Here is a 24,303-nt window from a genome sequence, read left to right on the forward strand (position 1 = left end):
ACCCTTACCGCCTTCGGGCATCGAGACCTGACATGGATGTTCGCCAGTTCGCCTTCCTCGCGCGCCAACCTTCTGCCGCCCTGAAAACCCGTTCCAGTTTCCTCGGGTTGCCCAAGCGCGGGCTGGCGTTGATCCTGGCCAACGCGATGTTCTGGCAGCCACTGCTGGCCCAGGCGGAAGGCATCGTGGTCAGCGCGCCGGGCACCACGCTCGGCCAGGCGGGCAATGGCGTGCCCATCGTCAACATCGCCGCACCCAACGCCAACGGTCTGTCTCACAACCAGTTTCAGGACTACAACGTCGGCGCCAACGGCGTCATCCTCAACAACGCCACCGACCGCACCCAAGCCACCCAACTGGGCGGCCTTATCGTCGGCAACCCGAACTTCAAGGGCAGCGCCGCCAGCGTCATCCTTAACGAAGTCAACGGCGCCAGCCCTAGCCAACTGCGCGGCTATACCGAAGTGGCGGGGCAGTCGGCCCATGTGATCGTGGCCAACCCCTATGGCATCAGTTGCAACGGCTGCGGTTTTATCAATACGCCGCAAGTGACCTTGACCACCGGTAAAGCGGTGATCGATAACGGCCAGGTCAGCCGCTATCAGGTCGACCAGGGCAGCGTCGCCATCGAGGGCGCCGGCCTTAACGCCACCAACGTCGACCAGTTCGAAATCATCACCCGCGCCGCCACCCTCAACGCGCAGATTCAAGCGAAAAAACTCACCCTCGTCACCGGTCGCAACGACGTGGACGCACGCACCCTGAGTGCCACGGCACGCGCGGCGGATGGCAGCGCGGCGCCGGACCTGGCGATTGATTCTTCGGCGCTGGGCGGCATGTACGTCGGTGCGGTGAAGTTGATCGGCACCGAGGCAGGTGTGGGGGTGCGGTTGTCCGGCGACATGGTCGCAGGCGGTGATATTCAGATCGATGCCGCCGGCAATGTGGTCATGGGTACGACCACGGCAGGCACCGCCGTTGCCGTCAAAGCGGCCAGCGTGGAAGCCAAAGGCGCGGTTTACGCGGGGACCGATTTGTCGATCAACACCCAGGGCGCATTGACCAATCAGCACACCCTCGCGGCCAAAGACAGCATCACGCTGGATGCCGGCGGGCGCCTGGCCAACAACGGGATCGTCGAGGCCGGCGTCAACGCCGATAACAGCCGCAATGCCCAGGGCGATGTACGCTTGACGGCGCAGGCGGTTAACAACAGCGGCAAGACGGTGATCGCCAGCCGTGACCTCAGCGTCAACACCGGCGAACTGGTCAACCAGGGCGGCACCTTGAGTGCACAGCGTGGCGCACAGATCACGGCCACGCAGATCGACAACCAGAATCAGGGCCGAATCCTGAGCGCCGGCAGCCTTGGCATCAACGCCGCGCAATTGATCAACAGCCAGGGTGGCCTGGTCAGCAGCAGCGGCAATCTTTCCGCGAATATCGGCCAATTGATCAACCGCAGCGGTGAGCTGTCGAGCCAGGCACAGGTCACGCTGCAACTCGATGCGCTGGATAACGTGGCAGGCCTGGTGTCGGCCGGGCAATCGCTGAACCTGAGCGCAACAGGACTGATCGATAACCAGAGCGGTCGCCTGACCGCGCGCCAGTCGATGCAATTGACCGCCGGCAGCCTGGATAACCGCAACGGCAAGCTGGTTGCCACCGACCTCGTCATCGGCAGCGGTGCGCTGGACAACAGTGACGGCACCGTCCAGGGCGATCATGCGCTGACCCTCACCAGCGCCGCGCTGACCAACCAGCGCGGCACCCTGGCCGCCGGCAGCGCGTTCGACCTGACTGCCGCCAGCCTCGACAACAGCGCCGGCAAGCTCACCACCGACGGCACATTGAGCGCCGCCATCGCCGGTCAGTTGCTCAATCAGGCCGGATTGTTCGCCGCGAAGGGCGACGCGCGGCTGCGCCTGGGCAGCCTCGATAATCGTCAGGGCACGCTGCTCGCCGACACCCTCATGCTGCAACTGGCCGGCTCTATCAACAACCAGCAGGGCAACCTGCGCGGCAATGCTCGCCTGGGCTTGAACGCGGGCCAGGTCGACAACAGCGAAGGTGGGCGCATCAGCAGCGGCCAGGTGCTCACGGCCAGCGTCAGCGGCCTGGACCAGCACAACGATGGTCGGTTCTTCGGGCAGGGCGATGTCAGCCTTGACCTCAACGGCGGCCACCTGAACAACCAGGGCGGCGTGATCAATGCCCCCGGCCAGTTGCTGTTGAGCAACCTCGACAGCGTCGATAACCAGGGCGGCGAAATTTCCAGCACCCGGGCGTTCACCCTGGCCGCCACGGCGCTGAATAACACCAACGCCAGGCTCCTCAGCGAGCAGGCATTGACGCTGCGAATCGCCCGCGCCCTCGACAACACCCAAGGGCTTGTGTCGGCGAAAAGCCTCGATATTCACGCCGGCAGCCTGGGGAACCAGAACGGCACCTTCAGCGCTGGCGAAGGCCTGCTCGCACAGGTCGACGCTGCGTTGGATAACCGCAGCGGCAAGCTGCTGGCCCGCACCGCGTCGGTCAACAGCGCCTCACTGGATAACCGCCAGGGCCTGATGCAAGGCGATGCCTCACTCACCCTCAACAGCGTTGGCCTGCTCGATAACCGTCAAGGCACCTTGTTCGCGGGGCAGGGCGTTGCCATCGGCGCTGGCAGCCTGGACAACAGCGGCGGCAAGCTGACCAGTGACGGGCAATTGAGTGCACTGATCAGCGCGCAACTGCTGAACCAGACCGGCCTGTTAAGTGCGATCGGCCAACTGCAGGTCAGCGCCGCCAGCCTCGACAACAGCCTCAAAGGCAACCTCTACAGTCAGGTCGGCGTAAACCTGGACCTCAACCACGGCCACCTGAACAACCAGGGCGGCCTGATCCACGCGCCCGGCGCATTGCTGCTGCGCAACCTCAACAGCGTCGACAACCAGGGCGGCGAAATTTCCAGCGCCCAGGCGCTGAACGTCACCGCTGACAGCCTCGACAACCGCGGCGGCAAATTGCTCAGTGAGCAAGGGCTGCAGGTACTGATCGCTCAGGCGCTGGACAACAGCAAAGGCCTGATCGCCGCCAGCGGCCTGGACCTGCGTGCCAACAGCCTGATCAACACAGCAGGTAAACTCAGCGCGCGCGATGACCTGAGCGCACGCATCGCCACCGATCTGGACAACCGCCAGGGCGAGATCCTCGGCGCCAACACCGTGCTGAGCGGTACGTCTCTGGATAACGGCAACGGCCTGATCCAGGCCGACCAGCGCCTGACCCTCAACCACACAGGCACCCTCAGCAACCGCAACGGCCGTCTCCTCGCCGGTCAGGCGTCGGATGTGCGCGCCGCGAGCCTCGACAACACCAGCGGCACTTTCACCAGCGACGGCACCTTGAGTGCGCTGATCAGCGGCCAATGGCTCAACCAGGCCGGGCTGCTGGCGTCTGCCGGTCTGTTGCAGGCGAGCGCGGCCAGCTTTGATAACCGCAACGCTGGTCGTATCACCGGCAAGCGTGACCTGGCGTTGACCATCGGCCAACTCGATAACCGCGCCGGCAGCGTCACCGCTGCCGGGCAGCTCAGTGTGGCGGGTGCGGGCCTGGACAACCGCAGCGGCCTGCTCAACTCGGGCGAGGCCATGACTTTGACGGTCGACGGCCTAGACAACCGTGCCGGTGAAGTGTCCAGCGTCACCGATGTGGTGCTCAACGGTCGCCAACTGGATAACAGCAGCGGCGGCAAGGTACTCGCCAACGGCGACATCCAGCTGAGCGTCGAGCGCCTGAACAACCAGCTCAAGGGCAACCTCTACGCCAGGCGCAACCTGAACCTGCTGCTAACCGGTCCGCTGCTGAATCAGCAAGGCACACTGCGCAGCGGCGCCGGCCTGACGTTGGACATGAACCACGGCACGCTCGACAACAGCGACGGCCTGATCAACACCCCCGGCGTCCTGGTGCTTAAAAACCTCGCCACCGTGGTCAACCAGCACGGCGAAATCTCCAGCGAACACGCATTCGCCCTGGCGGCGCAGAGCCTGGACAACAGCAACGGCAAACTGCTCAGCGATCAGGCACTGACTCTTACCGTCGACCAGGCCCTGGCCAACCTCAAGGGCGTGATCGCCGCCGCTGGCCTTAGCGCCCAGGCAGCCAGGCTGGATAACACTGACGGCGTGCTCAACAGTACCAAGGACCTCGGCCTGACCGTGGCTGGCGAGTGGCTTAACGGCAATGGCGAAGTGTCCAGCGCCGGTGCCAGCGTGATCGACGCCATGACGCTGAACAACCGCAATGGGCAGGTCATGGGCGACGTCAGCCTCAACCTGACCACCCATGGGGCGTTGCTCAACCAGGGCGGCACGCTCGGGGCCGGGCAGCGCTTGCAGGTCAGTGCCGCGAGCCTGGATAACAGCCAGTCCGGCAATCTGGTCAGCGATGGCAGCCTGACGGTGCAGCTCCAGGGCCTGCTCGATAACCAGGCCAAGGGCCGCATGCTGTCCAAGGGCGACATGAGTCTTGCGGCCGGCAGCGTCGACAACCGTGGCGGCGTGCTCAACGGCCGGCAGGCGCAAACCCTCAGCGCTCAATCGCTGAACAACCAGGGCGGCCTGATCAGCGCGGTCGGGCCGTTGCGCCTGACGCTGGACACCGCAGACAACAGCAAGGGCCGTATCGCCAGCCAGGCCGATCTGGATGCCACGGTCGGCGTGTTGAACCAGCAGGGCGGCGAATTTGTCGCCCAGGGCAACCTGAGCCTTGCCGGCAACGACCTGGATAACCGCAACAGTGGGCTGGTCGGCGCCACTAAAGCGCTGCAACTCAACGTCGAGCGCGTTGACAACCGCGCCGGGGAAATCTCCGGCCAGCTCAAGGCACAACTCAGTGGCCAGCGCCTGGACAACAGCGGCGGCAAGGTGTTGGCCGGTACCGCACTGGAGTTGACGGTGGCCGACGTCATCAACCAGGCCAAGGGACTGGTGTTTGCCCAAGAGGTCAACCTCAAGGCTGCGCACCTGGATAACCGCGACGGCACACTGGCCGCCCAGCGGGTGCTGGCGCTGCAACTCTCGGGCGCGCTGGACAACACGCACGGCAAGCTCAGCAGCGAAGGCGTCCTGCAACTGCGCGCGCAGCAGATCGACAACAGCGTCGGCAACCTGTCCAGTGCCGGCGATCTGACCCTCACCAGCGACGGCGAACTGCTCAACGTGGGCGGCGTGGTGGAATCCGCCCAGGCACTCACCCTGGGCAGCGCCAGCCTGGACAACAGCGCCCAGGGCCTGCTGAAAAGCCAGGGCGCCGCCAGCCTGACCACCGGGCGACTCAACAACGGCCAGGGCGGGCGCGTGATCAGCGCCAACAGCCTCGACCTTACGGCCACCGACCTGAGCAACGGCGGGCGCATTGCCAGCGGCGGCGTATTGACCGCAAACCTGGCCAGCCTGACCCAGGCCAGCGGCAGCGAGCTGTTCAGCAGCAGCGAGTTGAACCTGGACCTGCATCAGGGCCAGTTGACCAACGCCGGGGTGATCAACGCACCGCTGCTGGTGCTGAAAAACCTCGCCAGCGTGGATAACCGCAACGGTGAAATCTCCAGCCAGAACGCCTTCACCCTCGCGGCCCGCAGCCTCGACAACAGCAGCGGCAAGCTGATCAGCAACCAGGCGCTGACGCTGCGCATCGAGCAGGCGCTGGCCAACATCAAAGGCAGCATCAGTGCAGTCGGCCTCACGGCCCATAGCGCCAGCCTGGACAACACTGACGGCCTGCTCAGCAGCCGTGGCGGCCTGGACGTAAGCGCCGACGGCCTGATCGACAACCAGCGTGGCAGCCTGATCGGCGACGCCAGCGTGCTGTTGACGGCGTCGACCCTCGACAATCGCGCGGGCGAAATGGCGGGCAAGGCCAAGGTCACCGTCAACGCCGACCGCATCGACAACCAGCAGGGCCAGTTGCTCAGCACCGACACCCTGCTGATGACCGCTGCCAGCCTCGACAACCGCAAGGGCCTGCTGGGCGCAACCAAGACGCTGACGTTGAAGGTAGGTGACGTCGACAACCGCAGCGGTGAGCTGACCAGCAACGCCGACCTTGACCTCACCGGCCAGCGCCTGGACAACAGCGACGGCGGCAAAGTGTTCTCCGCCGCAGGCTTGAGCCTGGTGGTGGAGCAGGTGCTCAACCGCCTGCGCGGCCAACTGAACGGTCAGCGCCTCACCCTGACCGGCACGGCGCTGGATAACAGCGGCGGCAAGCTGTTCAGTCAGCAGCCGCTGGTGGTGAACCTCACCGGTGACCTGACTAACCAACAAGGCCTGCTGAGCAGCGAAGGCTCGCTGGACGTCAATGCGCGCAGCCTCGACAACACCCAAGGCAGCCTCTCCAGCGCCCAGGCCCTTAACGTCACCACCCGCGCCGATCTGAACAACCAGGGCGGCGAGCTGGTGACGGACGCCGGCCTGATACTGCGCAGCGCCAACCTGGGCAACCAGCAGGGCAGCATCAGCGGTAAAGGCCCGGTCAGCGTCACCACCGGCACCCTGAACAACCAGGCTGGGCACCTCACCAGCGGCGACACCTTGAGCCTGGCCACCGGCCAATTGAACAACGGCGGCAGCATCGGCAGCGTCAAAACGCTGAGCGCCACGGTGAGCGGCCTCGACCAGCAGGCCGGCAAGCTGTTCAGCCAGGCCGGCCTGAACCTCGACCTGAGCAACGGGCAATTGATTAACCGGGAAGGCCTGATCAATGCCAGCGGCGCACTGCTGCTGAGCAACCTCACCGGCGTCGACAACCAGAGCGGTGAAATTTCCAGCGACCAGGCCTTCACCCTGTCCGCGCAAAGCCTAGACAACAGCAGCGGCAGGCTGCTGAGCAATGGCGACCTGACGCTGCGCATCAGCCAGGCGCTGGCCAACATCAAGGGCCTGGTCGGCGCCGCCAACCTCAACCTGCGCGCCGGCGCCCTGAATAACCAGGGCGGTACCCTCAACGGCCGGGGCGAGTTGCAACTGACCAGTGACGGCCTGCTCAACAACCAGGGCGGCACGCTGTTGGGCGGCAGCCGCGCTGTGCTCAATGCGGCGACCCTGGACAACACCGCCCGCGGCCTGATCAACAGCCAAGGCACTCTGGACCTCGCGGCAGGCACCCTCGGCACCGGCAGCGGCGGCGAAGTGTCGGCCAAGCGCACAATGGACCTGAAACTCAGCGGCGTGACCCTGGACGGCGGACAAATCGTCGGCGGCGCGGGCGTGACCCTGGACTTGAACAACACCGACCTGGATAACCGCAACGGCCTGATCGCCGCCCAGGGCGCGCTGGTGCTGAATCGCGTTGGCGAAATCAACAACCAGAACGGCGAACTGTCGACCCGGCAAAACCTCACGCTGAATCTCAATACCCTGAACAACACCGGCGGCAAGTTGATCAGCAGCCAGTTGCTGTCGGTGAACGCCGCGGCGCTGCTCAACCAGGGCGGTCTGCTGTCCGGCTGGCAGGGCTTGAGCGTGACGGGCGGCAGCCTCGACAACCGCAATAACGGCACGCTATCGAGCCGCAACGGCGCAGTGGATGTGCGTCTCACCGGCGCACTGCTCAACACTGGCGCAGGTGCGCTGGTCAGCCAGGGGCGGTTGGACCTTACCGCTGCCAGCCTGGATAACAGCGGCGGCATTCTTTCCAGCGGCGCAGGGCAACGCCTTGGCGTGAGTGGCGCGTTGAACAACGGCAGCGGCGGCCTGATCGACAGCGGCGCCGAACTGGACCTGCAAGCGCTGAGCCTGGGCAACCAGGCCGGCACGATCAATGCGCAAAAAGCCATGGCCGTCACGGCCTCGGACCTCGACAACAGCGGCGGCACCGTCGCCGGCAACGACCGCCTGACCGTCGACCTGCTGGGCGCGCTGACCAACACCAACGGCAAACTGGCCAGCGCCGGCCCGCTGTTGTTGCAGCGCGCGACGCAGGTCAACAACCAGGGCGGGCAGATAGTCAGCCAAGGCCTGCTGACCCTGCTGGCCGGCGGCCTCGACAACCGCCAGCGCGGCACCATCGCCGCGAGAAATCGCGTGGCGATCAGCAGCACCGGCGTGCTGCAAAACGATGCCGACGGTTTGATCTACAGTCAGGAAGCCGACCTGAACATCAATACCGCAGGCCTCACCAATGCCGGCGGCGCCGTGCAAGGCCAAAGCGGCCTGAGCCTCGACATCAACGGCGACATCGACAACCAGGGCGGCAAACTGCTGGCGCAAACCGGCGACACCGTGATCAAGGCCAACACCCTGAGCAACCAGGGCGGTAGCGTGGCCAGCCTGACCGGGCTGGTGGACGCCAACTTGAATGCCAGCCTGCTCAACGGCCTGGCGCAGAACACGGCCGGTGTGGTGCAGGGCCAACGCGTCAACCTGGTCGCGCTCACCGTCGACAACGGGCAAGGCCGCATCGCTGCGCAGAACGGCGACGCCGTCATCCGCGCCACGCGGATGCTCAATGCCTACGGCGGGCTGTACGCCAAAGGTGCGGTGCTCGTGCGCAGCGCCTCGCTGGACAACGGCAACGGGCAAATCGCCGGCCAGCGCATCGACCTTGGCCTCACCGGTCAACTGAACAACCAGTCAGGGGTGATCGAAAGCGATGAAACCCTGACCCTGCAGGCCAGTGATCTGGTCAACCAGGGCGGCAAACTGCGTGCCCTGGCGCGCAGCGGCAAGACCCAGTTCCAGATCGGCAACCTGTTCGACAACCGCAACGGCCTCGTTGAAATCGCCAACACCGACCTGAGCCTCGCGGCTGCCTCGCTCCAGAACAACGGCGGCCAGTTGTTGCACAGCGGGGAGGGCGAGTTTGATATCTCCCTGCCCAACGTCACCGCCGTCGGCGGCAACATCGTCACCCGTGGCGGCCTGACTCTCAACGCTGACACCTGGACCAACAGCAGCGTGATCCAGGCCGGGCGCCTCTACGTCAACGTCGGCACCTTTACCCAGACCGCCACCGGCCAGTTGCTGGCCTCATCGCGCCTGGAAGGCAAGGGCGGCCAGTGGACGAACCACGGCCTGATTGCCAGCGATGGCAGCCTCGGGTTGCAGTTGACCGGTGGCTACGGGGGCAGCGGGCGTATCAGCAGCGTGGGCGCGCTGGACCTCACCGCCGCGCAGTTGAGCGTTGCGCAACAGGCAAGCATCGCCAGTGGCGGCAGCAGCCGTATCAGCGTGGGCGACACTCTGGCCAATGAAGGCCGGATTACCTCGGCCACCGACTTGACCGTCAGCGCAGGCACGATCAACAACAGCGGCACCCTGGGCAGCACCGGCAACCTGCGTCTGGCCGGCTCGACCCTGTTGAACCAGAACGGCCTGATTTTCAGCGGCGGCGACATGGCGCTGCGCATCGACACCTTCACCAACCGCTTTGCCGACGTTTACGGTCTGGGCAACGTGAGCATCGCCAGGGATGACAACGACGGTCAGAGCAGCACAATCAACAACCTGTCGGCGACGATCGAGAGTGGCGGCGACCTGAAGCTGGCGGCGGCGCGTATCGAGAACCGCAAGGATGTGTTCACCACCACCGGCGGGTTGGTATCCAGTTATATCGGCGTGCAGTGCAGCAGTTGTGCGTCGATTGACACCAACCGCACCGCCGACAGTTACCTGGTGTGGGCGCAGAACTTCAAGTCGCAGATCGTTGCAGACTCGGCCTCGGCCACCATGACGGCCGGGCGAAATTTCACGGTCGCAGGTGGCGACTTCAGCAACACGAACTCAACTCTCACCGCCGGCGGCAACATCAACTTTGCCTTGCAGAACTTCACCAACGAAGGGGCCTCGGTCGGCGAATACACGCTGCGCCGTTCTTACACCTACGGCGATGTGAACCCCTACGACCTGTCGCGCTTCATGGTGACAGTGATGAACTACAACCGTGGTCATGATCCTTCCTACAATGCATCTGCACCCACTATCCATGTGTGGACCAGCAATGGCACCGAGTCCATCGTGCGTGTGGTCAACCGGCGCAATGGTCGTGACGATACCAACGGCACCACTCAGTACGGCCCGCTGAGCGTCGCGACCGCTCGATCGGTGGATCCAAGCATCGGCGCCGCCGACGGCCCTTGGGAAATGGTCGGTGCCCGACCCTTCAACAGCACCACCGTCGGCGCCTCGACTGCCGCCAATGCCGTGGTTCAAGCCGGCGGCGCTGTGAGCATCAACGCCACGCAAAACCTCACCAACAGCGTGGTGCGCCAAAACGTCGCCGTCAGCGGCAATGCATCGCGGGTCGGCGCCACCCAGGTCAGCGGCAACACTGCGGTCATGGTCACCATCAACCGTGAGCTGCCGCCCGGCCTTGCCCTGCAACAGGTCAACCCGATTGCCTTGCCTGGCTTCAGCCTGCCCACCGGCAAAAACGGCCTGTTCCGTCTCAGCGGCCAGGCCGCCAACGACAGCCAGGTGAGCGGCGCTACCGGCCCGCAGAGCTGGACCCTGGGCGGCGCCAGCGTCGGCGTGGCGCAACGTCAGCAATCTGCGCCCGCCACATCGGGCCGCAGCTTCCAGATCGCCGATGCCGCGCAAACCGCCGCCGGCGTGCATCAGGTCGTGCTGACCGCCCGCGAAGCAGGTGGCATCAACGCCAACGCCAGCGCGATCAACGTTGCCGGCAACACCGACAGCAGCGCCTGGCAACCGGGGCGTACCCCGGACGTTGCAATCAACCACGGCAATGGCGACACCACCCAGGTGTCTCGCCCGGACCTCAACGTGCCTGGCCTGACGCCTGCCGCGCGTGACGCCAGCACACCGATCACCGCGCCGGCGACCACCGCTCAGCCCGGCTTGTCGAACGCGTCTCGCGATACAACCGTCGCCACCACCCGCAGCGCGCCGGTCAACATCCCCGGCGTCACCCCGCAGGCCGTGGACAGCAGCACGTCCGTCGCTACCCAAACCATCAACCGCGTGCAAGGCCTCGCCACCCCGCAAGCCGCCTCGCAACCCCACAAATACCTGATCGAAACCAACCCGGTCCTCACCGACCTCAAGCAATTCGTCAGCTCGGACTACCTGCTCGCCGGCCTCGGCTACAACCCCGACGACAGCGCCAAACGCCTCGGCGACGGCCTCTACGAACAGCGCCTGATCCAACAGGCCGTGGTCGCCCGCACCGGTCAACGCTTCCTCGACGGCCAGACCTCCGACGACGCACTGTTCCGCTACCTGATGGACAACGCCATCCACAGCAAACAGAGCCTCGGCCTCTCGGTGGGCGTGTCGCTGACCGGCGAACAGGTCGCCGCGCTGACCCACGACATCGTGTGGCTGGAAGAGCACGAAGTGAACGGCGAAAAAGTCCTGGTGCCGGTGCTCTACCTCGCCAACGCCGACCAGCGCCTGGCCTCCAACGGCGCGCTCATCGCCGGCCAGGACGTCAACCTGATCGCAGGCAAAGACCTGACCAACGCCGGCACCCTGCGCGCCAGCAACAACCTCTCGGCCGCCGCCGGCAACGACCTGATCAACAGCGGCCGCATCGAAGCGGGCAACCGCCTGGACCTGCTGGCCGGCAACAACCTCGTCAACCAGTCCGGCGGCGTGATCGCCGGGCGGGACGTGACGCTGACGGCCGTGAAGGGCGATGTGATCAACGAGCGCAGCCTCACCGGGCTGGGCATGGGCGAGGACAACCGCAGCTACTTTGGCGACGCGGCCCGCGTGGAAGCGGCCAACGACCTGACGATCAAGGCGGGCCGCGATTTCACCAACAGTGGCAGTGTGCTGAAGAGTGGTGCGGATACGCTGATCAATGTTGGGCGGGATATCAATATTGTCGCCACGCAAACCCTCGACTCCGGCGACGGGGGCATGTGGAAACACACCTCCAACACCACGCAAAGCGGTTCGACCGTCAGCGCCGGCCGCGATGTGCAGATGAACGCCGGCCGCGACCTCAACGCCATCGCCAGCGTGATCGACGCCAAGCGCGATATCGGCCTGTCGGCCAGAGAAGACATGAACCTGGCCTCGGCAGCGGACGAGGACCACTCGCTGGCCAAGAGCAAAAAGAAAACCACTCAGGAAGATCACGTCAGCCAGGTCGGCACTGTCGTGAGCGCCGGGGCGGATATCCGCCTGAGCGCGGGGAATGACATGGCGCTGATTTCCAGCCGCGTGACGGCGGGGGATGAGGCGTATCTGGTGGCGGGTGATCGACTGGATGTGCTGGCGGCGCAGGACAGTGATTATTCGTTGTATGACATGAAGAAGAAGGGGAGTTGGGGCAGCAAGAAAACCCAGCGTGATGAAGTGACCGATGTGAAGAATATTGGGAGCGCGATCACGGCGGGTGGTGATGTTTCTCTGATCAGCGGCAGTGGTCAACGTTACCAGGCCGCGAAATTGCAAAGCGGCGGGGACCTGACTCTGCAGAGCGGTGGCGATATTGCGTTTGAAAGTGTGAAGGACCTGCATCAGGAGAGTCACGAGAAGACCAACAACAATGCGTTCTGGGTATCGTCGAAGGGCAAAGGTAATACCGATGAGACTCAGCGTCAGACGCAAATGGTGGCGGAAGGGACCATCGCCATTCACGCAGTCAACGGGCTGAAAATCGACGTTACTCAAGTCAATCAACAGAGCGTAAGCCAGTCGATTGATGCAATGGTAAAGGCTGACCCGCAGTTGGCCTGGCTTAAGGACGCGGAACAGCGAGGAGATGTTGACTGGCGGCAGGTCAAGGAGATCCACGATAGCTTCAAGTACAGCAACTCAGGGCTGGGGCCGGCTTCGCAGCTGATTATCGCGATCGTCATGGCGACTGTGCTTGGGCCATTGGCTGCCGGTGCGATGGGCACTGCCACGGAAGGGCTGGTTACTGCAGGAACGCTATCGGCAGGAACCGCTGCCGGGATATCAGCCGCGACAGGCGCTGTTGCCGCGGGTGCGGCGACTAACGCCACGGTCAGTGTCATTAACAACCGTGGCAACCTGGGGGCAGTATTCAAAGATGTGACGTCTTCGGATGCGATCAAGGGTTACTTCATTTCGGGCGTGACGGCAGGTTTGACGGCCGGCCTGTTCGATGGCTGGACCGGAACCGAAACCGTCAATGCCACTGGCAAAATTGTTACCGTGCCTGGCGCCCTTGGAACCTGGGCCGGCGTTGGACAGTTCGCCGCGAACCAAGTCTTGCAAAATACCACTTCAACGCTGTTGGGCAAGGCATTGGGGCAAGGCGGGGATCTGGGTGATGCGCTCAAGGGCGCGCTGTTCAACACACTGGCGGCGGCAAGTTTTAACGCCATTGGCGACTATACCCAAGGCGTGCTGACGGAAGGGTATCCGCCCAAGGTGATCGTGCACGCCATGGTGGGAGGATTGCTTTCCAAAGCCACAGGCGGCGATTTCAAGACCGGTGCGCTGGCGGCGGGTATTAACGAAGCGCTAGTCGTTCAGCTCGATACATTGGTTAAAGGCGATAAAGACCTGCTGTCGATGAGTTCCCAGATTGTGGGCGTGCTGGCCGCTGCGTCGCAGAAGGATGCGGATGCGAAATCCATGGAGCAGGGTGGGTGGGTTGCGAAGAATGCTACTCAATATAACTTTTTGGGAGGTCACTCTTCATCTGAGCGGGATAAAGCGCGTAACGCGTTTGCAAAGGATCAACGTATCGACTCAGCCAAAACCCTTATAACACTGGAGGGCGCGGATCAACGCAGCGATAACCTGTTAGCGGCTTACAAGAACGATCCCGGGTCTTTATCCGCCGCCGAAGTAGCCGAGCTGACCGCCTATCTGCAGGTCTACACATACGAGCAAGTTGCAGCCAAGGGCGAGACACAAGCGCGTGCAGAATTGGCTAATTTACTTGAAAAGGGACCTGTACCGTCATCAGACTTTTATTATGCAGGCACCTCCGATGCGAAGAACGCATACGCTGATGCAGCGCGCGCTGAACTCAGTTGGGGGGAGCAATTTTTCTGGACTAGAGACAAGAGCGCTAACGAGCTTGTTTACAGAGATGCCGAAGGCATTTTGCGTATCAACAATGAGCAGCAAGGTCTCGCGAATATCGGTAGCCCCGCAATCTATGGACTTTCGGGGCCGTTAGGCGCTAGTGTTCGAATTGCTGCAGCGGCTAATGGGGTGCTCCAGGCTGGTCAAGGTGCCAAGCAGGCCTTCAATGGGGATGGATGGAACGCGGCAGGTAATCTGCTGGCTGGCGCGTTGGCGATTGCGGGGTTGGGATTTCCAGGGAGCAAGCCAAGCGTTGCGGTTGGGGCAAAAGGTGCTGCAACGCAAGGAACGTTTCCAGACGAGGTATTTACCGGGAAGAAACCGCATCAGACCACTCCTGGAATAGGGAGTGTGACACAGGAGAGGTACAACCCCGCGACTGGGAAACTGGAGAAGTCTGTGATCGAGTACGACCAGTATGGCCGGCAGGTTAAAAGAACGGATTACACTAATCACGGATATGGGAACCAAGAAAAGCCTGCTGAATATCATTCCGACCCCCACACGCATACCTATGAATATGGTCCAGGCTATGGCTCCAACGGGAAAGAGACGAGGAACAATAATGATTAGTCTTCCAGAGTTGAATGAGTTGCTTGTTGCTCACAACTGCTTGCATGCAATTAGTATTCAGTTGAATGCTGACGGGATAGCTTATGATTTATCTCTATCGATTTCGGTGTCTGAAAAGGTAGGGGCTGATGACGTTAGTATCAGGTTCATTGATATTAGCCAATTTACGTCCCGTGATTTCGGCGGCGGATTAACTCAGCTGATGCACATGAACGTTAGTAAGCTTGATTCTGGCTTTGATAGGATGCGTTATCAACTGAGTGATCTTGAGGATAAAAAGTTGTCGTTTTACTTCTCATCATTTTCGCTTGATTAGCTGGTGCAAAAGCAACTGGCGCAGGAAATGCTGGAAAGGTAGCAGACGATATTCCAGCAACATCCCCGCTGGCTCGGGACGGGTTACGCGAAGACTTAGCGGCGCAAGCTGGTATTCCTCGGAATATTACTGAAAATCCTTCCGCCGTTTGGGGGAAATCAATAGATGATGTTAAACGGTCGCTCACCATGGACGGCGCAACACTGAACTGGTCAAGTAATCTTGGACACTGATTACGGTTCACGCCGCCAACCTTTCCTTCATGACCGGCGACCGGTAGTCGTTATAGCTGTGAGGCCTGCTGATGTTGTAGCGAGAGACATAGCGCTGTACGTCTGCTCGGGCCTCATGTTCCAGCTTGTAGCCCGTCTCAGGCACCCACTCTGATTTCAAACTGCCAAAGAAACGCTCCATCGGGGCGTATCCCAGCACTCGCCTTTACGGCTCATGCTTTGCCTAAAACCCTGTTTGAGCAGCTCGTTTCGAAACTTATGACTGGTGTACTGGCAACCTTGTCAGAATGAAACAACACATTCTGGGGATGGCCGCGTAGCTCAACCGCCATGCGTAGCGCTTCGCAGGTCAGGTTGGCATCAGAAATCATCGAGAACGACCAGCCTACGATCCTGCGAGCGTACAAATCCAAAACGGCGGCAAAGTACATCCACCGCTTGCCGACCTTGATGTAAGTCACGTCGCCACACCACACCTGATTAACCGCCGTCACATCAAATTTCCGCTTGAGCACGTGTGGCGCCACCAAGGCCTCCGCGCCCGGCGACTTGTACTTATGGCGCCTGCGTTGACGACTAGCGATGCCAGCTTCGCGCATCAAACTGCGAGCCATATAACGTCCGATACGATGCCCTTTGGCTTGTAGCTCCTTGGACAATGTACGTGCGCCGGCCGACTCTCTGGACGCCTTGTGGTGCCTGACCAGCGCGGCCTTGAGCTTGTCGCGTTCAGGATTTGCTCTGCCCTGGCGCTGACGCCAGGCGTAGAAACTGCTGCGGTTGACCCCGAACGCCCGACAACACCTTTTAACGCCGTACTGCTCGTCCAGCTCATCGATCAACGTGAATGATCTTTGGCGTCCAAAAGCAGGAGAGCACTGGCCTTTTTTAGGATTTCGATATCCAGGTCTTTCTCTCTGAGCAGAGCTTTGAGCCTCTGGATTTCTCGTTGATCAGCGGTAATCGCCTTGGCCCCTACGGGAGTCGAGCCCAAGCGTTCTTTTTGCACTTGATCGATCCAGCGACGCAGCGCTGTGGGGCCGATATCCAGGCTGGCACAGACTTCGGTAACTGGCTGACCTTCATCCAACACCATGCTGGCGGCCTTGAGCTTGAACTCACTCGAATAAGATTTACGCATATCCAAACACCTCAAATTTGGGCGCTATCATAGCGCCCGAATGAAGTGTCCAAAATCATTAGGCCAGTTCAAGTTGCATCCCTTTTGCCCCCCCCTGACGACCTACGGTCTATCTGCTCAAGACGCCCTTTTTGATCATGAATTTTCGCTCCTTAACAGGAGCAAAATCTCAATACACAACACGCACCTCTTGCGAGGTGGGTATTTCCTATATGTATCAATTAGTTATCCTATTACTGCTTTTTAAATGCTGCTATACATTTGTAATAAAAAATGCAGGTTCACCCAATAAACATTGACGTATGGCGTATAGTTTTTGCGATACGCAGCCGCGAAGCAAGCAAGTGGGTTCACTCCTTCAGATCGGCCCTTTTTTGGCTACGCACTGGGTGGCCGGCTGCAAACATAGCCTGGGCCTTTCGGTGGGCGTGTCATTCACCGGCGAACAGGTCGCCGCGCTGACCAGTGCCTGGCCTCCAACGGCGCGCTCATCGCCGGCCAGGACGTCAACCTGCTGGCCGGCAACAACGTCACATCGTCAACCAGTCCGGCGGCGTGATCGCCGGGCGGGATGTGACGCTGACGGCCGTGAAGGGCGATGTGATCAACGAACGCAGCCTCACCGGGCTGGGCATGGGCGAGGACAACCGCAGCTACTTTGGCGACGCGGCCCGCGTGGAAGCGGCCAACGACCTGACGATCAAGGCGGGCCGCGATTTCACCAACAGTGGCAGTGTGCTGAAGAGTGGTGCGGATACGCTGATCAATGTTGGGCGGGATATCAATATTGTCGCCACGCAAACCCTCGACTCCGGCGACGGGGGCATGTGGAAACACACCTCCAACACCACGCAAAGCGGTTCGACCGTCAGCGCCGGCCGCGATGTGCAGATGAACGCCGGCCGCGACCTCAACGCCATCGCCAGCGTGATCGACGCCAAGCGCGATATCGGCCTGTCGGCCAGAGAAGACATGAACCTGGCCTCGGCAGCGGACGAGGACCACTCGCTGGCCAAGAGCAAAAAGAAAACCACTCAGGAAGATCACGTCAGCCAGGTCGGCACTGTCGTGAGCGCCGGGGCGGATATCCGCCTGAGCGCGGGGAATGACATGGCGCTGATTTCCAGCCGCGTGACGGCGGGGGATGAGGCGTATCTGGTGGCGGGTGATCGACTGGATGTGCTGGCGGCGCAGGACAGTGATTATTCGTTGTATGACATGAAGAAGGGGAGTTGGGGGAGTAAGCAGACCAAGCACGATGAAGTGACCAAGGTCGTCAATGTGGGAAGCGAGGTCAAGGGCGGTGGCACCGTCGCGCTGGTTAGCGGCGGCGATCAACGCTATCAAGCGGCCAGGCTGGAAAGCGGTGAAGACCTGACCCTGCAAAGTGGTGGAGGAATCAACTTCGAGGGCGTGAAGGACCTGGATCAGGAGAACCATTCAAAAAGCAAATCGAGCCTCGCCTGGAACAGCATGAGCGGTAAGGGCAATACCGACGAAACGTTCAGGCAAACGCAGATGGCGGCTAAAGGTGACGTTGTCATCAAAGCATTGGATGGGCTGCATATTGATGTGAAGCAGGTGAATCAGCAGACGGTTAGCCAGGCCATTGATGCGATGGTGCAGGCTGATCCGCAGATGGCGTGGTTGAAAGACGCCGAGAAGCGTGGCGATGTTGACTGGAAGCTGATCAAGGAGACGCACGACTCTTACAAGTACAGTAACTCCAGCCTTGGGCAGGGAGCGATGCTAGCGATCATCATCATCGTGACGGTTCTGACTGCCGGAACGGCCAGTGCGGCGATAGGTGGTGCTGCGGGAGCGGGGGCTGGCTCCGGAATGACAATGGCTGCAGCTACTACATCACAGGCTTTGGCCGCTGGGGCTCAGTTCACGGCTGCCGGTTGGGGCAATGCGATGGCTACGGCTGCGTTTACGTCAATGGCCGGTACAGGTGCGGTTAGCGTTATTAACAACAAAGGAAACCTCGGGGCCGCTTTCAAGGACACCTTCAGCAGTAACAGCTTAAAGAATGCGGCGATTTCGGGGATCACTGGCGGTTTTACGACAGGTGTCATTGATCCCTATTTGGGAGGGGCGACTGCGCCGTTCAATAACCTGACCAAAGGATTTGATCTGAAATCGCTGGAAGGGATTGGAGGATTTGCGATTCATGCTGCAGCACAAGGGGTGGCTGCTGGAACCATCCAGACTGCGATCGGTGGTGGAAGCTTAGGCCAAAACATTACAAGTGGCTTGGTTGCGCAGGCTGGAAACGTTGTGGCTGCGACAGCATTCAATTATGTAGGCAATTACGCTCAAGAGCATTGGCAGGCCGCCAAGGCGGCCGGTGATATCAACGGTATGGCAGCCTGGGCAGAAGGTGGACCCGCCCGTGTCTCCATGCACGCATTATTTGGCGGCGCGGTTGCCAGTGCTACAGGTGGTGATTTCAAGACTGGCGCAATCGCTGCGGGTGCTAGCCAGGCAATGGCGCAGATCTTGAACGATACGTTCGACAAGCAACCTGAAATGAGACAAGGGTTCGCGCAAATTGTAGGTTTAACTGCCGCCGGCCTGGCTGGAGGCGATGTCAACAAGGCGTCCTGGGTCTCGCAAATGGCGGATCAATACAACCGCCAGTTGCACCAGAAGGAAACAATCGCGCTTGAGGCGTTACAAAAGGAGGATCCAAACAACGCCTACAAATTAAAGGCTGCAGCGTGCGCCCTGGTGCAATGCAGTGCTTCCGTTCCAGTTGATGATCGTAACTACAAATATGTCCGCGATCTTGAGTTGGATGGCAACGGCTTCAAGGATGCTCAAAAGCAACTATTGGCAACGGGCGCTTTCGATGAGTACGGCAGTTGGGATAAGGCAAACGACGCGTTGCTTAAGAATGACAAAGCGCTTACTCGCTCGGGTAATGCGAGCCGAGCCGTCCTGGGGGCTATAGGGGCTGCTGCCGGGTTAGGTGGTGCTATATTGTCTACGCCAGCCTGCGTGACATTAGTGGGGTGTGCCGTACCTGCACTTTCTGGTTTGGGCGGTGCGCTGTCTTTTCACGATGGTATGCAAGCGACGGGTGAGCTCTTTACACCCTACCAATATACGCAGGGAGGCAAGGTACTGGATTCGTTCAGTTCAGATACCTATCCGGGTGATGTTAACCCGATGCGTGATTATGGAACGGCGGCAGCACGTGCAGCCTTGGAAATTGCGCTGTTCAGAGGAGCCGCGAAACTTGCGAGTGGAGAGAGAGCATCGGTTCTATTGCCGAGCCAGAAGCTTGAAGCGACTGTAGATGATAGGGGACCTCTTACCTCAAATGAGATCGCAGGTCCATATTCACTAATAAGCAAAACTTTCATATCTCCAGAAGTTGAGCAGAAAATACTTTACGGTGAGCGTAAAATCTCTTCCTCAGGAAATCCAAAAAACGAAATTATAGGCGCTCATTCAGGAGATATAAGCGATGTGCATCCGGATTACGCTGTTGAAGTTTTATCAAGCAACGCAGATGGAAGTCGAAATTCAAAACTGGTAGCCCAATTTTCGGATGGAAATATTTCGAAAATTAAGACAAGTACCTTGTTCCCAGTATCATGGTCGGACGCGGAGACTATGAACGCGGTACGAGCCACTGGAAATGGGCCGGCAATCGCAACTCGCGCTGATGGCGCCTCATTGCACCAGGCGACGGTAAATGGAGTTAAGGTTGAGGTTATTAAAGTAGGTGATAGAGTGACTGCTGGCTACCCTTGTGGTAAAGGCTGTACTGATCCAACAAAATTCTAATAGGTGAAAAATGTTTGAAGAGTATGAGGTTTTTCTAGAATCGATCAGTTCTGAAGATTATTGGTCTGATATAGGAGTCGATGTTGCCTGCTCTCAAGTAAATAAATTCGATGATTTCGACTGGTGTAAGTTGAAATCTACATTGTCAATGAAATCTGAAGAGTGGAGAGGCCGCTGCGCCGAATCGTTAAGTGACGTGAATGATGAGCGAGCTCTATATATTCTATTAGAGTTGATTAGGGCGGAAGACGAATGTGTGGCTATTCACGCTATAGAGTCAATCAATTCACTTTTTTTGGCTGGTAGTATCCTTGATGTTGAAGATGTATTGAACGTCCTAGCTGACGGCTTTGAGAACTCTTCCAGAACAATGCAGTTAATGTCTGCGACGCTAGCTAAAAATCTTAAAAATTAATGAGGGGTGGCTGAAGTTTTGAAAAAAGGGACAAGTTTATTTTATTTGGAAAATAAATCTGTCTCTTTTTTATCCCAAGTGCCATAACATTTGTATCGATCGCAGCCTGGTGATTCCGACGATGCACTGTTCCGCTACCTGATGGACAACGCCATCCACAGCAACAGAGCCTCGGCCTCTCGGTGGAAATTTATTAAGCCTGGGGCAGATTGTTATGTTTCCCCAGATAATCCCCACCCAAGGCTCTCTATTTGCGATGAGATGGCCCATTGGGATTTAGCTGTAAAGGAGATTGTTTCTTATCTAAGAGATGGCTGGCCAGAAAGCGCAGATTCTGAAAATGATGGAGAGTTAACGATTTATTTTTATGATATTCCAGGAGTAATTTGGATAGATGAGAATGGGTGTTTTTTTGCGTCTTAAAGTATTGGTACAAAAGGGATAGGCGAAGCTTCAGGGTCGGCAAAAAACTTCTCAATTGCCGATCGCATCTTTGGTCAGCTCAATGATCCTCGAATGGGGAAATTTGCAGGAAAGCTTGATGCCGATGCATTACAGAAGCTTGCTAATCATCCCAGCGCTACTCGGTTCATGGACGCAAGGACAAGGCATATCAATGTAATTCAAGAAGTTGAAGGGAAGCTGATTCGAATTACCGTAACAAGAGACGAGATGAAGATTATTTCTGTTGGCCCAATTAGACCTAACCAAGTTAAAAATTTGTTAGACAAGGGCGATTTGTCCCGTTACCTTGAATTTTCGGAGGACTTGTGGCTTCAATTCATATTGAGGAAATTCAAAAAATCCTGTTTGCGCAAGGCAATAAAGATTCCTTGCCAAATCAAGATAATGGGGAGGGCTACTTTCTAGAAATTAGATTTGACAGCTCTACTCGCAAGGCATCTGGGATTGTTGATGAAGAGTATAAGGATAAAGTAATAATTCTGGATTGCCCTTACGGCACAGTAGTTATTTTGTGTGATGAGGAAGGGCAGTTAAAATCAATTGAGTTAAGTTAGCTGCACTAAATTGACATTCCCAGCACCGGCCTTGCGCCGGTGTTTTTTGCACCCTGTTTGCCCTCTGGCAGCACCCTTTCTGCACTAAAGTTGCACCCGTTCTGTAGTCTTTCTGCACCTCAGCCTGACGACCTTCGGTCTACCTAACCAATACGCTCTTTTTCAGCATGATTTTTTGCTCCTTAACAGGAACAAAATCTCAATACACATCACGCACCTCTCGCGAGTTGGGTATTTTCTATATGTATCAATTGGTTATCCGGTTTCTGTCTTCTGGGTGCTGTTATACATTTGTCATACAAAACGAGTGTTTCATCCAGCAAGCACTGACGTGAGTTGTATAGCATTTGTTATACACAGCGGCAGCACCACAGAACTGGTCCTTTTTTCAAGGTTGGCCCGTTTTATTGGCCCGGCAAGCTGTCTCTTTTAGTCGCAGCTTGTGTCCAGCGCTTGGCGTCGTGCATGTGCAATGCGCTACTGATCACTGTCTCCAGGGCTTCGCGCTCTTTGTCGTCCAGCTTGGAAATGGCCTCAAACTGAAGTTTCAGGCGGTCGTCCGGCCCCAGCGCCGTCTAAGTCGAGGTGGTTATGCCGAAAAAAGGCGAGAGCAAAAAGCAGCGTGTTTCGGAACAAATCATTGGCCCGCTAGGCGATCCCGGCAGCCTGTATTTTCAGATGAAACAGTTCCTGCAATACCAGCGCGAACGTGGTTATTCCGAGCGCACCGTGGGCAACCGCGAAAGCCTGCTGATTGCGTTTATCCGCTGGTGTGATGAACGAGGTTTGACCCGGCCACAAGAAATCACCCGACCGATTTTAGAGCGCTACCAGCGCCATCTTTTTTTGTATCGAAAAGCCGATGGCGAAGCGCTGTCAGCGCGTAGCCAAACGGTGCGCATCACGCCGATTCGGGTGTGGTTCAAGTGGCTGACCAAAACCAATCGCATCTTGTACAACCATGCTCCTGACCTTGATTTGCCGAGAATGGAGCAGCGTTTGCCAAAGCATATCCTCAGCGGCGACGAAGCCGAGCGTATTCTCAATGTGCCGGACACCCAAACCTCGACCGGCATCCGCGACAGGGCGATGCTGGAAACCCTCTACAGCACCGGCATGCGCCGCATGGAGTTGATTGGCCTGAGTTGGAGCGCCATCGATTACGAGCGCGGTACGGTGATGATTCGCCAGGGCAAGGGCAAAAAAGATCGCATGATTCCCATCGGTGAACGGGCTCTGGCTTGCATCACCAAATACCGCGACGACGTCCGGCCCCATTTTGTTTTGGGCCAGGACGATGGCACGTTGTTTTTGACCCAGCAGGGCGAAGGATTCAGCCCCAATCGGCTGACGCAACTGGTGCGCGAACACATCGAAAAAGCCAACATCGGCAAGCGTGGCAGTTGCCATTTATTCCGCCACACCATGGCCACGCTGATGCTGGAGAACGGTGCCGATATTCGTTTCATCCAGGCCATGCTTGGACATGTCAGCCTGAACACCACGCAGATTTACACCCAGGTCAGTATCCGGGCGTTGAAGGAAATTCATACCGCGCCCCATCCGGCACGTTTGCACCGTCAGAACACAGCCAGCCAAACCATGACTGAACCCCTTCGTGATGACCCCGTCGAGGCTCTGTTAACCGCTCTGGACGCCGAAGCGTACGAAGAGAGCGATCAGGCCTGACAAACGCCTGACAGCCACGCAGGCCGCGAAGCGGCCTCAATCAACGGCAAAAAATACAGGCACGCTAAGGATGTATACATCCGGTGCCAAAGGGGAACCCTTTGAAACCCGAAAGCCGCCTCTACGAGTCGATAAACCTGAGTCATCTTTAGGACCGGAAATGTTTTGTGGCCACCGCCTGCACGCAGTCGATGTCCGCAAAACCCTGATCAGGGCTGCGCCCCGACACCCCTTTAGGTCCAAAGCCTAACGCGCTGCGCTTGTTGGCCACAGCCGACACGGCGGCTACGCCACCGCATCGTCAGGGGCTACCGAACGGGCATCAGCCAGGTGCTTCGCCACTGCGTGCAGGCTCATCAGCATCGATAGGGCAAACGGTCAACGTCACGCCCAGCGCATGCACGATCACCAGCAGTGCGTCCAAGCGCAGTGTGTCACAAGCGCTGAAAAAACCTTCCAACTGATCGTGTGTAAACCCCGTCGCTTCGGCGATAAAGCCCATGCCCTTGGCGTGTGCCGCCATGCCTAGTACCTTGCCGACATAACCTGCATCACCCGTCTGAAGCGCATCCGTGAGAAAGATGGCCACCGCTTGCGGGTCGGTCATGGCGTGCGCTGGATCGTATGGCGTGAGTAGCTCGGGCATGGGAAATGACTCGTGTGACAGAAATTTAATATAACGTAGGGGGCCGCCGTAACGGTGCTTGAAACCGCGTCTGGGCGATTTTATGCAGCGACAGGACATCACCGGAACAGACCTGCGCGCAGGCCGCGCCCCGTCTGACGTCGAGCGTGTAGACAACGAAAATCGCGTCGGGTGATACTGTTGGGGCAAAAGGGGCTGTTTCTAAAAATCCGAACTCAACCAGTGCGCTGACCGACTGGGAAGCTGGTACGTTGGTTGAAAGGAATATTTTGCCAGCGAGTCCCAAAGCAACTTTGACACCTAAAGACTTTTCAGAGGTGGTGGCTGAACGAGCCCCATGAAAGACAGGACACCGTTTCCCCCTTACGATAAGGGATAGGCAAACGGTTATGTTTATGACTAATAGCAACGACAAGAGTGGGGAGCTTTTGGGCCAGGAGCGGCGGCGCCGC

The 24,303-nt window shown here is 59.0% G+C and carries 10 protein-coding genes and 2 pseudogenes; 8 read left to right on the top strand and 4 right to left on the bottom strand.

The genetic code is table 11. The features are described from left to right. Nucleotides 1-32: 32 nt before the first annotated feature. On the top strand, nucleotides 33-14,594 hold the full coding sequence (locus TU75_RS28160) for a two-partner secretion domain-containing protein (protein ID WP_060549943.1): 14,562 nt from the start codon (nucleotides 33-35) through the stop codon (nucleotides 14,592-14,594). Next, nucleotides 14,587-14,910: a hypothetical protein gene (locus TU75_RS20645; RefSeq protein ID WP_069665458.1), complete on the top strand. Its 324-nt coding sequence runs from the start codon at nucleotides 14,587-14,589 to the stop codon at nucleotides 14,908-14,910. The genes TU75_RS28160 and TU75_RS20645 overlap by 8 nt, the downstream gene beginning before the upstream one ends. A gap of 240 nt (nucleotides 14,911-15,150) precedes the next feature. Here the strand turns inward: TU75_RS20645 and TU75_RS28660 are convergent, their stop codons facing one another. From TU75_RS28660 to TU75_RS28670, 3 genes are read right to left on the bottom strand one after another with little or no spacing between them, the layout of a single operon-like run. Further along, nucleotides 15,151-15,324 (bottom strand): integrase core domain-containing protein, encoded by a 174-nt coding sequence (locus tag TU75_RS28660; RefSeq protein WP_060549945.1) that lies wholly within the window; start codon nucleotides 15,322-15,324, stop codon nucleotides 15,151-15,153. A 31-nt stretch (nucleotides 15,325-15,355) separates the two neighbouring features. Next, complete coding sequence (locus TU75_RS28665; protein ID WP_060549946.1) at nucleotides 15,356-15,985, bottom strand: IS3 family transposase; 630 nt, start codon at nucleotides 15,983-15,985, stop codon at nucleotides 15,356-15,358. Next, on the bottom strand, nucleotides 15,982-16,284 hold the full coding sequence (locus TU75_RS28670) for a transposase (RefSeq protein ID WP_060549947.1): 303 nt from the start codon (nucleotides 16,282-16,284) through the stop codon (nucleotides 15,982-15,984). The genes TU75_RS28665 and TU75_RS28670 overlap by 4 nt, the downstream gene beginning before the upstream one ends. A 469-nt stretch (nucleotides 16,285-16,753) precedes the next feature. On the opposite strand from TU75_RS28670, the pseudogene TU75_RS20665 reads away from it, so the two are divergent. From TU75_RS20665 to xerC, 6 genes and pseudogenes are all read left to right on the top strand, one after another. Further along, nucleotides 16,754-18,957: pseudogene (locus TU75_RS20665) on the top strand (DUF637 domain-containing protein); the annotation flags it as partial. Nucleotides 18,958-19,728: 771 nt separating this feature from the next. Beyond that, a pseudogene (locus tag TU75_RS28675) lies at nucleotides 19,729-20,082 on the top strand (EndoU domain-containing protein); the annotation flags it as partial. A 10-nt stretch (nucleotides 20,083-20,092) separates the two neighbouring features. Beyond that, a complete protein-coding gene (locus tag TU75_RS20670; protein ID WP_060549949.1) occupies nucleotides 20,093-20,497 on the top strand; it encodes a HEAT repeat domain-containing protein in 405 nt (134 codons plus the stop codon). A 141-nt stretch (nucleotides 20,498-20,638) separates the two neighbouring features. After that, a complete protein-coding gene (locus TU75_RS27460) occupies nucleotides 20,639-20,920 on the top strand; it encodes a hypothetical protein (RefSeq protein WP_141719142.1) in 282 nt (93 codons plus the stop codon). Between the two features lie 347 nt (nucleotides 20,921-21,267). Next, nucleotides 21,268-21,516 (top strand): hypothetical protein, encoded by a 249-nt coding sequence (locus TU75_RS26975; protein WP_082630509.1) that lies wholly within the window; start codon nucleotides 21,268-21,270, stop codon nucleotides 21,514-21,516. Between the two features lie 591 nt (nucleotides 21,517-22,107). Then, nucleotides 22,108-23,205, top strand: a complete 1,098-nt coding sequence (gene xerC, locus TU75_RS20680) for a site-specific tyrosine recombinase XerC (protein WP_060549951.1) — start codon at nucleotides 22,108-22,110, stop codon at nucleotides 23,203-23,205. Between the two features lie 322 nt (nucleotides 23,206-23,527). On the opposite strand, the gene TU75_RS20685 is transcribed toward xerC, so the two are convergent. Further along, on the bottom strand, nucleotides 23,528-23,851 hold the full coding sequence (locus TU75_RS20685) for an addiction module antidote protein (protein WP_069665430.1): 324 nt from the start codon (nucleotides 23,849-23,851) through the stop codon (nucleotides 23,528-23,530). Nucleotides 23,852-24,303 lie beyond the last annotated feature (452 nt).

The organism is Pseudomonas poae (genome assembly GCF_001439785.1).
In the GTDB taxonomy this organism is placed as follows: Bacteria; Pseudomonadota; Gammaproteobacteria; order Pseudomonadales; family Pseudomonadaceae; genus Aquipseudomonas; species Aquipseudomonas poae.